The organism is Micromonospora sp. NPDC007208 (genome assembly GCF_042869175.1).
GTDB lineage: Bacteria > Actinomycetota > Actinomycetes > Mycobacteriales > Micromonosporaceae > Micromonospora > Micromonospora foliorum.
Window position 1 is genome coordinate 90960 of record NZ_JBIAFG010000017.1, and the last position, 13081, is coordinate 104040.

The 13081-nt window shown below is 75.0% G+C and carries 12 protein-coding genes; 3 read left to right on the plus strand and 9 right to left on the minus strand.

Annotation, left to right across the window (positions count from 1 at the left end; translation table 11 throughout):
• Window positions 1-78: 78 nt before the first annotated feature.
• The 8 genes from ACFYL6_RS27400 to ACFYL6_RS27435 are packed head-to-tail and all read right to left on the minus strand — an operon-like array spanning window position 79 to window position 8751.
• Entirely contained in the window at window positions 79-1062 is a 984-nt protein-coding gene (locus ACFYL6_RS27400; protein ID WP_238662043.1) for a DNA topoisomerase IB, read from the minus strand.
• Complete coding sequence (locus tag ACFYL6_RS27405; RefSeq protein WP_387175514.1) at window positions 1046-1999, minus strand: glycosyltransferase family 9 protein; 954 nt, start codon at window positions 1997-1999, stop codon at window positions 1046-1048. The genes ACFYL6_RS27400 and ACFYL6_RS27405 overlap by 17 nt, the downstream gene beginning before the upstream one ends.
• Complete coding sequence (locus ACFYL6_RS27410) at window positions 1996-2697, minus strand: SDR family oxidoreductase (RefSeq protein ID WP_387175516.1); 702 nt, start codon at window positions 2695-2697, stop codon at window positions 1996-1998. Before ACFYL6_RS27410 ends, ACFYL6_RS27405 begins: the two co-directional genes overlap by 4 nt.
• Entirely contained in the window at window positions 2694-4154 is a 1461-nt protein-coding gene (locus ACFYL6_RS27415; RefSeq protein ID WP_387175518.1) for a PfkB family carbohydrate kinase, read from the minus strand. The genes ACFYL6_RS27410 and ACFYL6_RS27415 overlap by 4 nt, the downstream gene beginning before the upstream one ends.
• Before the next feature lie 40 nt (window positions 4155-4194).
• The gene (locus ACFYL6_RS27420) at window positions 4195-4905 is read right to left on the minus strand and encodes an SIS domain-containing protein (protein WP_387175520.1); all 711 of its coding nucleotides are present in this window, start codon (window positions 4903-4905) and stop codon (window positions 4195-4197) included.
• On the minus strand, window positions 4902-6119 hold the full coding sequence (locus ACFYL6_RS27425) for a glycosyltransferase (protein WP_387175522.1): 1218 nt from the start codon (window positions 6117-6119) through the stop codon (window positions 4902-4904). Before ACFYL6_RS27425 ends, ACFYL6_RS27420 begins: the two co-directional genes overlap by 4 nt.
• Window positions 6104-7078 (minus strand): glycosyltransferase, encoded by a 975-nt coding sequence (locus ACFYL6_RS27430; RefSeq protein WP_387175524.1) that lies wholly within the window; start codon window positions 7076-7078, stop codon window positions 6104-6106. Before ACFYL6_RS27430 ends, ACFYL6_RS27425 begins: the two co-directional genes overlap by 16 nt.
• Complete coding sequence (locus ACFYL6_RS27435; protein WP_387175526.1) at window positions 7075-8751, minus strand: HAD-IIIA family hydrolase; 1677 nt, start codon at window positions 8749-8751, stop codon at window positions 7075-7077. Before ACFYL6_RS27435 ends, ACFYL6_RS27430 begins: the two co-directional genes overlap by 4 nt.
• A 156-nt stretch (window positions 8752-8907) precedes the next feature.
• Here ACFYL6_RS27435 and ACFYL6_RS27440 point away from each other — a divergent pair, with 156 nt between their 5' ends.
• From ACFYL6_RS27440 to ACFYL6_RS27450, 3 genes are all read left to right on the plus strand, one after another.
• Entirely contained in the window at window positions 8908-9354 is a 447-nt protein-coding gene (locus tag ACFYL6_RS27440; protein ID WP_387175528.1) for an SRPBCC family protein, read from the plus strand.
• Window positions 9351-10352, plus strand: coding sequence for an SDR family oxidoreductase (locus tag ACFYL6_RS27445; protein WP_387175530.1), 1002 nt, complete (start codon window positions 9351-9353; stop codon window positions 10350-10352). Before ACFYL6_RS27440 ends, ACFYL6_RS27445 begins: the two co-directional genes overlap by 4 nt.
• A 148-nt stretch (window positions 10353-10500) precedes the next feature.
• Window positions 10501-11268, plus strand: coding sequence for a polyprenol monophosphomannose synthase (locus tag ACFYL6_RS27450; RefSeq protein WP_387175532.1), 768 nt, complete (start codon window positions 10501-10503; stop codon window positions 11266-11268).
• A 181-nt stretch (window positions 11269-11449) separates the two neighbouring features.
• Here the strand turns inward: ACFYL6_RS27450 and ACFYL6_RS27455 are convergent, their stop codons facing one another.
• Window positions 11450-13057, minus strand: coding sequence for a phytoene desaturase family protein (locus ACFYL6_RS27455; RefSeq protein ID WP_387175534.1), 1608 nt, complete (start codon window positions 13055-13057; stop codon window positions 11450-11452).
• Between the last annotated feature and the right edge of the window lie 24 nt (window positions 13058-13081).

Consider the following 13081-nt stretch of genomic DNA (forward strand, 5'->3'; position numbering starts at 1 on the left):
CGGCCGCCCGGTGGCGCCCCGCTGACGCCGAGGCTCCGGCCCCGTCGCGCTTTCCCCCAGAATCGCCGACGGGGCCGGTCAGGCGCCCTCCAGCAGCTTCAGGACCACCCGCTCCGCCTCCTCGCGAGGCGCCCGCGGATCCACCGCCGCCACCACCCCGTCGTGGTAGAGGTCGACCACCCGAGGGTCCACGTAGGACGCGCGGGCGACCGTCGGCGTGTTGCCCAGCAGGTCGGCCACCTCACGCATCACGGCGACCACCGCCTTGCGCCGGGCGGTCACCGAGCGGGCCGGGCCGGCGGTGGCCAGCTCGGTGGCCGCGAGCACCGTGGCGTGCCAGGTGCGGAAGTCCTTCGCGGTCATCTCCCCACCGCTGGCGTCGCGCAGGTAGCCGTTGACCTCGTCGCTGCGCACGTCGCGCCACTCCCGGCCGTCCCAGTAGCCGAACAGCCGCTCCGCCTGTCGCCGACGACGGCGCAGGTTGACAAGCACCTGGCACAGCTCCGGGTCCTCGATCCGGCGCACCTGCTCGATGCCCCCCTTGGCGGGAAACACGAACACCACGCAGCCGCGCCGGGACCGGGCATGCTCGGGGCGCAGCGTGGCCACCCCGTACGTCGGGTCGTCGCCGTTCGCGTACTGGTCGCTGCCGACCCGGAACATCCCCATGTCCAGCAGTCGGGTCACCGTCGCCAGCACCCGGTCCCGGCCCAGTCCACGGCCGTCCAGGTCGCGTCCCACCCGCTCGCGCAGCGCCGGCAGCCGCCGGGCCACCTCCAGCATGTGGTCGAACTTCGCCTCGTCCTGCTTCTCCCGCCACCGGGGGTGGTAGACGTACTGCTTGCGACCGGCCGCGTCGATCCCGATCGCCTGGATGTGCCCGTTCGGGTGCGGCGCGATCCAGACGTCCTGCCAGGCCGGGGGGATCACCAGCTCCCGCAGCCGGGCCAGGACATCCGGGTCCCGCACCGGAGCACCGGACGGGTCGACGAAGAGCCAGCCCCGTCCGCGCCGACGCCGTCCGTACCCCGGTCGACCCGGGTCGCTACGCCGCAACCGCACCGGAGACCCGCACCACCCTCTCCACCTCGGCCACGGCGGCCAGCACCTCGTCGAGGTGCAGAGCCGCCATCGTCGGGTGGCTTCCTACCCCGTCCCACCCGGGCCATTCCTGCCCGCCGGCCCAGAGCACCCGGTGCCGTGGCCGGTCCGGCGGTGGCCCCCAGTGCGCCGGCGGCACCGGCCCGAAGAGGACGACCGACGGGGTGCCGTACCCGGTGGCCAGGTGGGCGACGCCGGTGTCCCCGCTGACCACCAGCCGGGCGTCGGCCACCAGCGCGGCGAGCGCGCCGAGGTCGGTCCGGCCGGCGAGCACGGCGTCCGAGGTCAGGCCAGCCTCGTCGGCCACCCGCACCGCCAACGCCCGTTCGTCGGCCGAGCCGGTGAGCAGCACCCGGTGCCCCTGGTCGGTCAGCGCCCGGGCCAGCGCGGCGAACCGCTCGGCGGGCCACCGCTTGGCCGGGATCTTGCTGCCCGGGTGCAGCACCGTGACACCGCTGGGCAGCCCCGCCGGCCGGGGTCGACGCAGGCTGAGGTCGGCGCGGTCGGCCGGGATGTCGTACCAGGACAGCAGCCGGCACCACCGGTCCACCTCGTGCTCGTCGACGGCCCAGCGCGGGCCGTCGGCACAGCCGGCGTCCGGGTTTTCGAAGGCGAGTAGCCGGCCGGGCCGGGTGGCCGCGAGCAGCCGGTGCGACTGTGGGCCACGCCCGTGCAGGTTGACCGCGACCCCCGGGGCCGACGGAACCCGCAGGGGTCGGTCCAGCCCGGCGGTGTCCACCAGCCGGTCGACGCCACCGACCAGGTCGACAAGCGGGGCCAGCCAGCCGGGCGCGGCGAGCGCCAGCTCCCGCGAGGGGTACGCGGCCCGCAGCGCCCGCAGCGCGGGCACCGCGGTCACCAGATCGCCGACGCCGAGGGCGCGCAGCACGAGGATCACGGGTACGAGGTCTCCTGCTCGGCACAGACCACCATCTCGCGAACCGCGCAACCGGGCGGTTGGTTGAGCGCGAACATGATCGCGGCGGCGGTGTCGGCGGGCTCGTTCAGGATCGCGTCCGGCCCCGGCTTGTACTGCGGGTCACGTTCGTCGAAGAACGCGGTGCGCATCCCACCCGGAATGAGCAGGGTGACGCCGACCTGACCGGCCAGCTCTGCGGCGAGGGCCCGGGTGAAGCCCACCACCCCGAACTTCGCCGCGCAGTACGCGGTGGCGTCGCTGACCGCCTTGACGCCCAGGGTGGAGGCGACCGTGACGATGCGGCCCCGGGAGGTCAGCAGGAACGGCAGCGCGGCCCGGATCACCGCCGCGGTGGCCAGCAGGTCGACGGCGACGATCCGGTCCCAGGTCTCCCCCGGCAGGTCGGCGAGTCGACCCGGCATGTCCGTGCCGGCGGCGGTGACCACCGCGTCCAGGCCACCGGCCTGCTCGGCGAGGTGCCGGGTGGCCACCTCGGCGGCCCGCGTGTCGGCCAGGTCGCACTCGGTCCAGGACACCCCGTCGACCGGCGGTTGCCGGTCCAGTACGAGCGGTCGGCCACCGGAGGCGGCCACCGCGGCGACCACGGCGGCGCCGAGCCCGCTGGCGCCGCCGGTGACCAGGACGGTGGGCCCGGCACCGGGCCGAGTGGCGGTCATCGGATCCGCTCCGCGAGCGTGCGGACGATCAGGTTGGTGGTGGACCGACCGTCCAGGTAGGGCACCACCACGGTGTTCCCGCCCCACCGGCGAAGGACCTCCGCCTCCGGCAGGGTGGCGTTCCCGTCCCCACCGCCGGTGGCGTAGTCGCCGCCCTTGACCCAGACGTCGGGGCGTACCCAGGACAGGGCCGCCTCCGGGGTCGGCTCGTCGAAGATGAGGACGGCGTCGACGCAGCTCAGGGCGGCCAGCAGCCGGCTGCGGTCCCCTTCGGACTGCACCGGCCGGTCCGGCCCCTTCAACCCGGTCACGCTGGCGTCGGAGTTCAGGCAGACGATCAGGCAGTCACCGAGCTGCCGGGCCGCCTCCAGGGTGGCCACGTGCCCGGCGTGCAGCAGGTCGAAGCAACCGCCGGTCGCCACGACCGTGCCACCCGCGGCGCGTACCTCGGCCAGCAGCGCGGCGACGGCGGCCACCCCAACCCGGTCGGCCACGGCACCACCGCGTGGTCCCGGCTGGAGGACTCGCGGCCCCGGCGCGCTCCTGGCCCGCACCGCGGGCGTCGACGGCGGCAGGGCCGTCGCCACTCCCCCACCGGCCACGTACGCGGACGCCTCGGCGACCGCCACCTGCACCGCCTCGGAGACCAGCGCGCCCTGGGCCAGCGCCAGGCTGGCGGCCGCCGCGAACCGGTCGCCGGCACCGCAGGTGTCCCCCTCGGCACTACCCGGCGTCGGCACCACCAGCGGCGTCGACCCGGCGTGGCAGAGCAGCGCGCCGTCGCCGCCCAGCGTCACCGCGACCGCGCCGGCCCGCCAGCGCCGCCGTAGCCCCTGGGCGCCACGGGACGCGGTGGCCAGTCGGCTGGCGCCGGGCAGCGCGGGGACCAGCTCGCGTACCTCGGACTCGTTCGGGGTGGCCAGGTGCACGCCGGGCACCGCCGCCGGGCCGCGCGGATGCGGGTCCCACACCACAGGCGCGCGGGTGGCGGCCAACGCGTCGCGCAGCGCGGGCTGCCGGGCTACCCCCCGGCCGTAGTCGCTGACCAGCACCGCCGACGCCGCGCCGATCACCCGGAGCACCTCGTCGGAGGGCTGACCCGGCTCCCCGGACGTGCCGCCACGGTCGTGGCGCAGCAGCACCCGCCCCCGGGCCCGCAGCCGGATCTTCTCCGGCGTCGCGCCGGAGAGGGCCAGTGGGTACACCTGCACGCCGGCGGCGGCGAGCAGAGCGCTCAACCGGGCCCCGCCGGCGTCGTCGGCGAGGGCGGTCACCAGCACCACCTCGGCGCCCTGCGCGGCGGCGAACACCGCCGCCAGCCCGGCGCCCCCCGGTCGGTCGGTGGCCACGGTCTCGTCGAGCACCGGCACCGGGGAGTCCGGGCAGAGCCGGTTCACCACACCTTCCACATCCCGGTCGAGCAGGGTGTCCCCGAGCACCACCACCGGTCCCCTCACGCTTGCCTCCTCATCGTCACGCGTCGACCTGCTGTCCGGCTCACGCGTCGACCTGCTGTCCGGTCCCGCCGTCGAGCACCACCTCGACCCCGGTGCGCACCGGCGCGGCAGGCAGCCGACCGGCCGGCGCGGGCTCCCCGGGGTGGACGGTCGCCGGGTCGGCGACCGCCGCCAACGCGGCCGGCAACTCCTGTTCGAGGTACTCGCAGAGCAGATGACTGGTCACCAGGTGCAGCTCCTGGACCACCTGGGTGTCCGGGGACGCGACGGCCAGCACCTCGTCGCAGGCGTCGGCGAGCGGATTGGGGGCGGTGCCGGTGAGCGCCCAGGTGGTGACCCCGACGTCACGGGCGGCCTGCGCGGCGGTGACCAGGTTGGCGCTGGTTCCGCTGGTGCTCAGCAACAACAGGACGTCGCCGGGGCGGCCGTGGGCGCGCACCTGGCGGGCGTACACGTCGGCGTAGCCGTAGTCGTTGGCGATGGCGGTGAGCGCGCTCGTCTCGGCGTGCAGCGCGATCGCGGACAGCGGTTGACGGTCGTCACGCAGCTTGCCGACCAGCTCGGCGGTGAGGTGCTGGGCTTCGGCGGCGCTACCCCCGTTGCCGGCGACCAGCAGGCGACCCCCGGCCGCCAGCCGGTGAGCCAGGTCCGCGCCCCAGCGCGCCAGCTGCCGCTCACACCGCCGGTACGGCACCAGCGCCGCGGCGAGGTTCGTCAGGTGGGTGTCGAGCAGGCTGCCCGCCGGCATCAAGCCACCACCCGGGTCGGCCGGCGCACGGCGGCCACCTCGCTGTAGACCTCGACCAGCCGCTCGGCGGTCGCCGCCCACGAGTACCGCGTCCGGGCCCGCTCACGTGCCGCCGTCGCGTACGCGAAGCGCCTGATCCGGTCGTCGAGTAGCCCCTGGATCGCGGCGGCCAGCGCGTTCGGGTCCCGGGCCGGCACGAGGTCACCTGTCGTCCCGTCGACCACGGTGTCCCGGATGCCGCCCACGGCCGTGCCGACGACCGGCACCCCACAGGCCATCGCCTCCAGCGGGGTCAACCCGAACGGCTCGTACCAGGGCGCCGCGACCAGCAGGTCCGCCGAGCGGTACCAGCGGCCCATCTCCTCCCGGGGCACCGCGCCGACCAGGTGCACCCGGTCGGCCACCCCGCACGACTCGGCGAGGGCCCGCAGCCGCCGGGCGTACGGGTCGGTCTCCAACAGCCCCTCGGGTGGGCCGCCGACGACCACGCACTCGGCGTCCGGGACCAGCGCCATCGCGCGGATCACGGTCTGGAAGCCCTTGCGCTCGACCAGCCGCCCCACGGTGAGGATCCGGGCCCGTCCCGGTTCCCGGTCGGCGGCCGGTCCGAGCGGGGCGAAGGTGGCGAGGTTGACCCCGGAGGGCACCACTGTCATCCGGGACCGGGGCACGCCCATCCGGACCAGCTCGCCCACCTCGTCGCGGCACTGCGCGACGATCCGGTCCACCGAGCGGCCCAACTCCCGCTCGTAGGAGACCCGTCGGGCCGGGCTGGTGTCCTGCACACCCTGGTAGCGGCGCTTCACCGTGCCCAGCGCGTGGTACGTCTGCACCACCGGCACCCCGGTCTGCCGGCCGGCGGTCAGCCCGGCCAGACCGCTCATCCAGAAGTGCGCGTGGATCACCTCGGGCACCCAGTCGCCGCCGCGCCAGCGCTCGATCAGCCAGTTGCTGAACTCCCGCATGTGCGGCAGCAGCGCGTCCTTGGCCACCGGCTCGGCCGGGCCGGCCGGCACGTGCACCACGTCGTACCCGTCCGGGCTGCGGACGGTCACCGGCAGGTCGGGCGCGTCGCGGCGGGTGTAGACCCGCACCTCGTGCCCGGCGGCGGCGAGAGCGGCGGACAGCTCCGCGACGTGCGTGTTCTGGCCGCCGGCATCCTCCCCTCCGAGGACGGCGAGCGGGCTGGCGTGCTCCGAGATCATCGCGATCCGCATACTTCCTCCTCCAGCAGCCGGTCCCAGTCAGCGAGGAAACGGTCGAGGCCGTACCTGTCGCGCGCGGCGGTTCGCGCCGCCGCTCCGGCCTGACGCGCGGTCGCCGGTTCGGTGATGAACCGGCGGGCGGCGTCGAGCAGGGTGTCGGTCCGGGTGGCGAGCGCCCCCGCCTCCGGGGGCACCGCCATCACCGCCTCGGTGGTGGCGAGCGCGACGACCGGCATGCCGATCGCCATCGCCTCGATGAGGCTGAGCCCGAGGGAGGTCCACCGGCACAGGTGCAGGTACGCCCGCCGCCGGGCCAGTTCGGCGTGCATCCGGTCCTGGGGCACGTCGTCGTGGCTGGTGAGCCGGTCGGCGGGCAGCCCGAGGTGGTCGCCCAGGCCGGCGACACCCATGCCGAACACGTCCAGCGGCGCGATCTCGGCGAACTGGGGCAGCAGGTCGGTGCCGGTGACCCGACCACGCCGTACCGGCTCGTTGATCACCACGGCGAGCCGGTCCAGCTCGCCGGTGTAGGACGCCGAGGGGGCGACGATGCCGTGGTCGACCACTGTGGTGCGGGTGGTGCCGGTGTCCCAGAAGATCTGGTTGAACCCGGTGACGTGGGCGACGAGCAGGTCGTCGCGGTCGGCCATCGGGTGACGCGTGTTGGGCACGTCGCCCTTGGGGGTGTTGTGTTCCACGTAGATCGCGGGGAGGTCGCGGCCGGGGCGGCGGCGGAGCCACTCCTCGGCCCGGTCGATCTCCTCGGGGCGTTGCAGGATGACCAGGTCGACGTCGGCGCCCGGCAGTTCCTCCGGCGTGACCTCGACCGCGCTGTCCGGCCAGGGGTAGGTGCGGGCCCGGCCGAGGCCGTAGGGGCCACGGTCGGGTGTGGTGGGAATCAGGTAGCGGTGGCTGCCGTGCACGAACGACGTGGTCCAGGAGCCGTGCACGTGCCAGAGCAGGATGTTCATCGGCCGCCACCACCGCTGGGGGCGAGCGTCCGGAGCGCGGCGACCACCTCGTCCGGGTCGACGCCACTGAGGCACGGGTGCCCGGGGACCGGGCAGCTGGCCGCCCGGGTGTCCCGGCAGGGCGCGGCCGCGTCGCCGAGCCGGACGGTGGGCACCCGGTAGGGCCCCCACTGGCCGAACGGGACGGTCGGCGCGAACAGGCTCACCACCGGCACTCCGGCGGCTGCCGCCAGGTGCGCGGGCCCGGTGTTGCCGACCACTACCGCGCCGGCGTCCGCGACGATCGCCGCCAGTCCGGCCAGGTCGGTGCGGCCACCCAGGTCGGTGCCGCCGGCCGCGGCGACCCGGGCGGTGACCGCGCGCTCGTCCGGGCCGCCGGTGACCAGCACCCGGTGCCCGGCGTCGGTCAGCGCCCCGACGATCCGGGTCGCCAGCTCGGGCGGACAGGCCCGGCTCGACGCGGCCGACCCGGGGTGCAGCACCACGTACCCCGGGTCGCCGAGGTCGGCCGGGCGCGGCGGCACGGCGTCTCGGCGGAGCCGGAGGACGGGTTCGTCGCCGTCGGCCAGCCGGTGACCGGCGGCGGCGGCGAGGGAGAGGGCACGTTCGGGCTCGGGGACACCGACCGGCACCCGGTGCCGGATGTCCAGCAGCGAACCCGGATAGTCGTCGCTGATCGCCGCGATCCGGCCGATCCCCGCCATCCGCAACAGCAGCGCCAGCGGCAGGGCGGACTGGTGGAACGAGGTGAACACCACCGCCTGGTCCGCGCCGAGGGCGCCCAGCCGCGCGGTCAGGCTCCGCATCGACTGCGGGTCGACCGGCCCCGGTGCGGGGTCGATCCACGGCAGCGGATGCTCGATGATCTCGTCGACGCCGGGCAACAGGTTGGCGGCGGCCCGACCACGCGGCCCGCACAACAGCACCACCCGCTCCGCCCCGGCCGCGACGGCGCGGATCGCCGGCCCGGTGACCAGCACGTCACCCGCCGAGTCCGAGCGGACCACCAGCGCCGTCCGGACCGGTTCGGTGGGCGGGGCCGAGGGCTGCACAGCCTGTTGGCGGCGCAGGATCTCCGCCACCGCCGCCGGCAGATCGGTGGCCACCCACCCGGCGGCGGCGATCTCCTCCGGTCGGGTCACCGGGGTGGGCACCAGCACCCCGGCGGCCCCGGCGGCCAGCGCGGCGGCGACGTCCCGACCGATGTCGCCCACCAGCACGCACCGGGACGCGGTCGTGCCCAACTCGCGGGCGGCGGCGTACACCAGACCGGGCGCCGGCTTGCGGCAGTCACAGCCGTCGGCGTCGTCGTGCGGGCAGACCAGCCACGCGTCGAACCGGCCCAGCAGCTCCTCGACGCGGGCGTGCACCGCCCGCATCTGCTCACCGGTGAAGTAACCCCGGGCCAGGCCCGACTGGTTCGTGACGACGGCCAGTCGCAGCCCGGCCGCGCGCAGATGGTCCAGCGCCGCCCGCGCGCCCGGCACCGGCCGCACCTTCTCCGGGTCGCCGTTGTACGGCACGTCCTCAATCAGGGTGCCGTCGCGGTCCAGCAGCACCGCGTCGTACAGCACGGCTCGGGGGCTTGCGACAGACCCGGAACCGGCGCGGTCAGCAGCGGCGTACACCTGGGCTGACCTGCGCTGATACGGATCCTCCTGGTCCTGTCGCACAGCCGGCGGGTTCCCTGCGCCCCGAGGAGTAAACGTCGCCGTCGGGGCGGCGGGCCAGCGCTGGAAGCGATGCCCCGGGTCCGCCTTACCCCCCGTCCCGGAGAAGCTAACCCGGTCGGCCGTTAGCCCGTGCCGTGGTCCGGGTATGGGATCCCGGTGGCGATTGTGGAGAAAGTGATCGACGCTCCCCCGCAGCAGGTGTTCGACGTGCTCGCGGACGGGTGGACGTACAGCGACTGGGTGGTCGGCACCGCGCACGTACGGGACGTGGACGACGCCTGGCCCCGGGTGGGCAGCCAACTGCACCACCGGGCCGGGCCGTGGCCTTTCTCGTTGCAGGACGCGTCGACGGTGCTGGTCAGCGAACCGCCGCACCGGCTCGTGCTGAAGGCCGGCCTCTGGCCGGCCGGGGAGGCGATCGTGGCCTTCACCCTGCAACCGGTCGGCGAGGGCGCCACCCGGGTGCGCATCGGGGAGGACTTCGCCGCCGGCCCGCTGCGCTGGGTCCACAACAAGCTCAACGATCTGGTGCTGCACAGACGTAACCGGGAGACGCTGGCCCGGCTCTCCGACATCGCCACCCGGCAGAAGGGGGCGTCGTGACCCGGACCGTCGTGGTGACCGGCGCGAGTGCCGGCGTCGGCCGGGCCGTCGCCCACGCGTACGCGGCGCGCGGCGCCCGGTTGGCGCTGCTGGCTCGGGGCGAGGCCGGTCTGGTCGCCGCCGAGCGGGAGTGCCGGCTGCGCGGCGCGGCCGACGTGCGCGTGTACCGGGTGGACGTGGCGGACGCGGGCGCGGTGCAGCAGGCCGCCGACGACGTGGTGCACCACTGGGGTGGCATCGACGTGTGGGTCAACAACGCGATGGCGTCGGTGTTCGCGCCGGCCTGGGAGATTCCGGCGCGTGAGTTCCGTCGGGTCACCGAGGTCACCTACCTGGGCACGGTGCACGGCACCCTCGCCGCGCTGCGCCACATGCGGGCGCACGGGCGGGGCACGATCGTGCAGGTGGGCTCGGCGTTGGCCTACCGGGGGATCCCACTGCAGTCGGCGTACTGCGCGAGCAAGCACGCCGTCCAGGGGTTCAACGACTCGCTGCGCGCCGAGCTGCTGCACGACTGTCCGGGGGTGAAGTTGTCGATGGTGCAGCTGCCCGCGGTCAACACGCCGCAGTTCTCCTGGGTCCGTACCCGGCTGCCCCGGCACCCGCAGCCGGTGCCCCCGATCTTCACTCCGGAGTTGGCCGCACGAGCCATCGTGTGGGCCGCCGACCGCGGCACCAGGGAGCTGAACGTGGGCGGGCCGACCTGGCAGGCCCGGCTGGCCGACGCCCTGTTCCCCGGCCTGCTCGACCGGAAGCTGGCCCGCGACGGCTACGACAGTCAGCAGACCGGTGCGGAGATCGACCCGGCGACCTGGCGGGACAACCTGGATCACCCCGGCGATGCGGACACCCCCCGGGGCGCGGCGGGGGTCTTCTCCGAACAGGCGCGGGACCGTTCGGCGGCTCTCTGGGTCGGCACCCACAAGCCGGCGCTCTCCGGTGTCGCGCTCGCCGTCGCGGCGCTCGCCCTCAGCGCGGTCGCTCGCCGCCGACGCTGACCACGCAAGCCTCTGACCAGGGCTTCGACGCTCGCGCGGGGTGGGCGGGGAGGGTTCGCAACGCCCGGGAGGGGTGCCTCCCTCGGACCGAATGCGGGAACTGGATACCCTTTCCATGACCCTTGTCCGCAAACCGAGGATGACCGACATGATCAAGCCGGTGCAGTTGCCGTCGCCGTGGCGGGACGCACGCCTGACCGTCGTCGTGCCCACGTACAACGAGGCGGGCAACCTCCCGGCGCTGGTCGAGCGGCTGCTCGCACTGCCGCTGCCGGGGCTGCGCATCCTCGTCGCCGACGACAACTCCCCCGACGGCACCGGGGAGGTGGCGGACAAGCTGGCCATCGAGCACCCCGACCGGATCGAGGTCGTGCACCGCGCCGGCAAGGAGGGCCTCGGCCGCGCGTACGTGGACGGGATGACCCGGGCGATCGAAGGCGGCGCCGAGTACGTGGCGCAGATGGACGCCGACCTCTCGCACCCGCCGGAGGCGCTGCCGGGGATGCTCGGCGCGCTGCTCTCCACCCAGGCCAGCGTGGTGATCGGTTCCCGCTACGTGCCCGGCGGCGAGCTGGACGAAAACTGGCCGCTCTACCGCCGGGCGCTCAGTGGCTGGGCCAACCTCTACGTGCACACCCTGCTGCGGGTACGCATCCGGGACCTCACCGCCGGCTTCAAGATCTGGCGGGCCGACGCCCTGCGCGACATCGACCTGGAGCGCGTGCAGTCCAACGGCTACAGCTTCCAGGTGGAGATGCACTACCTCGCCACCAAGCTGGGGCACACCATCCTGGAGGTGCCGATCCGCTTCGAGGAGCGGCGCGACGGCGTCTCCAAGATGACCACCGCGACCAAGGTGGAGAGCGCGCTCATGCCCTTCCGCCTCCGCAGCAAACACCGCAACATAACCCGCTGAATCCCCACCCCACCCCACCCCGCCCCACCACGCGGTCGATCATGGACTTGTGGTGCCCGTTTGCCACCCCGCCGGGCGCTTTGTCACCCACCACAACTCCTTGATCCACGGGGCGGCGGGGCGGGCGGCGGGGCGGGGCGGGCGGCGGGGTTGGGGTGCGGTGGGCGGCGGGGGTGGTGGACTAGGCGGGGTAGATGGCGCGGTGGGCGGTGGCGATGGCTGCGGCGTAGGCGCGGCCGGTGAGCGCGCGGTCGCGGGCCAGCGCCGCACGGGCCGCGTTCGCGCCCGGTGCGCCGTGCACACCGCCGCCGGGGTGCGCCGACGCGCTGGCCAGGAAGAGCCGGTCCACCGGGGTGTCCGCCCGGCCCAGGCCAGGGATCGGGCGCAGGAAGAGCTGCTGGTACGCGGCGGCGGTCCCGCCGCCCAGCGCGCCACCGACCAGGCTCGGGTTGCCCTTCTCCAGGTCTGCCGGCCCGGCCACGTGTCGGCCCACGATCAGGCGCCGGAAACCCGGGGCCGCCGCCTCCAGCACGTCCTCCATCCGCTGCACGTGCCCGGCGACCTCCTCGGCCCGCCAGTTCCGCCGGAATGGCAGGTGGGTGTACGACCACAGCGACTCGGTGCCCGGCGGGGAGTGGCTCGGGTCCGCCACCGACATCTGCCCCACCAGCAGGAACGGGTCGCGGGGCAGCTCGCCCCGGGCCAGCTCGCTCGCGTAGTGGGTGAGCCCGTTCAGGTCCGCGCCCAGGTGCACGGTGCCGGCGCCGGCCAGCTGCCGGTTCGTCCAGGGCACCGGCCCGGAGAGCGCCCAGTCCACCTTCAACGTGGAGCCGTCCCAGCGGAAGTGCGCCAGGTCCTCCACCAGCCGGGACGGCAGTGCCGCCGCGCCGACCAGGTCGAGGTAGAGCGCCGGCGCCGGGACGTCGGCGAGCACGGCCCGCCGGGCCCGCCACAGCGCGCCGCCGACGGTCCGGACCCCCATCGCCCGGCCCCGGGCGGTGAGCACCCGGTCGGCCCGGGCACCGTAGACGATCGCCCCGCCGCGCCCCTGTAGCCGATCGACGAGCGCGTTGGTGATCTGCTGCGCGCCGCCGTCGGGCACCGGCCAGCCGACCTGCTGGCCGAGCATCGCCAGCAGCCAGCCGTACACCCCGGAGCCGGCCTCCTCCGGGGAGAGGTCGGTGTGCAGGGCGCAGCCGGCCAGCAGGGCCGGCCCACCGGGACCGTCGAAGAGTTCGTCGCCCATCTTGCGGACCGGTACGACGAGCCGGCGCGCGAGTCGCAGCGACCCGGCGACGCGCAACCGGCGCAGCAGACCCAGCCCTCCGCGTACCGGCGGGAACGGCGAGGTGATCGCCTCCAGCATCGGCTCGGCCACGTCGAGCCAGTCGGTGTACGCGTTGAGCCAACGCTTGCCGTCCCCGGGGGCGAACTGCTCCAGCGACGCGGCCGTGACGTCCGGGTCCCGATTGATCACCGCGGCCCGACCGTCCGGCAGCAGGTGCGCCAACACGTCCGGCGCGTGCCGCCAGGACAACCCGTGCCGACCCAGGTCGAGGGCGCCCAGCACCGGCGAGGCGTACCCGAGGGGGTAGAACGAGCTGTAGAGGTCGCTCAGGTAGCCGGGCGCGGTGACCTCGGCGGAGCGGACGGCGCCGCCGGGCACCGCGGTCGCCTCCAGCACCACCACGTCCCAGCCGGCGTCCGCCAGCAGGTTCGCCGCGACCAGGCCGTTGTGGCCGGCGCCGATGACGACGGCGTCCGCGCTCTGCGCGGCGGTGGTTGTCATCGGATCCGCCTACCCGGCGCGCAA

Excerpts from the sequence above, each read along its gene's own strand:
- ACFYL6_RS27410 (WP_387175516.1), bottom strand. The coding sequence starts at position 2,697 with ATGACCGCCACTCGGCCCGGTGCCGGGCCCACCGTCCTGGTCACCGGC.
- ACFYL6_RS27425 (WP_387175522.1), bottom strand. The coding sequence starts at position 6,119 with ATGCGGATCGCGATGATCTCGGAGCACGCCAGCCCGCTCGCCGTCCTC.
- ACFYL6_RS27430 (WP_387175524.1), bottom strand. The coding sequence starts at position 7,078 with ATGAACATCCTGCTCTGGCACGTGCACGGCTCCTGGACCACGTCGTTC.
- ACFYL6_RS27450 (WP_387175532.1), top strand. The coding sequence starts at position 10,501 with ATGATCAAGCCGGTGCAGTTGCCGTCGCCGTGGCGGGACGCACGCCTG.
- ACFYL6_RS27455 (WP_387175534.1), bottom strand. The coding sequence starts at position 13,057 with ATGACAACCACCGCCGCGCAGAGCGCGGACGCCGTCGTCATCGGCGCC.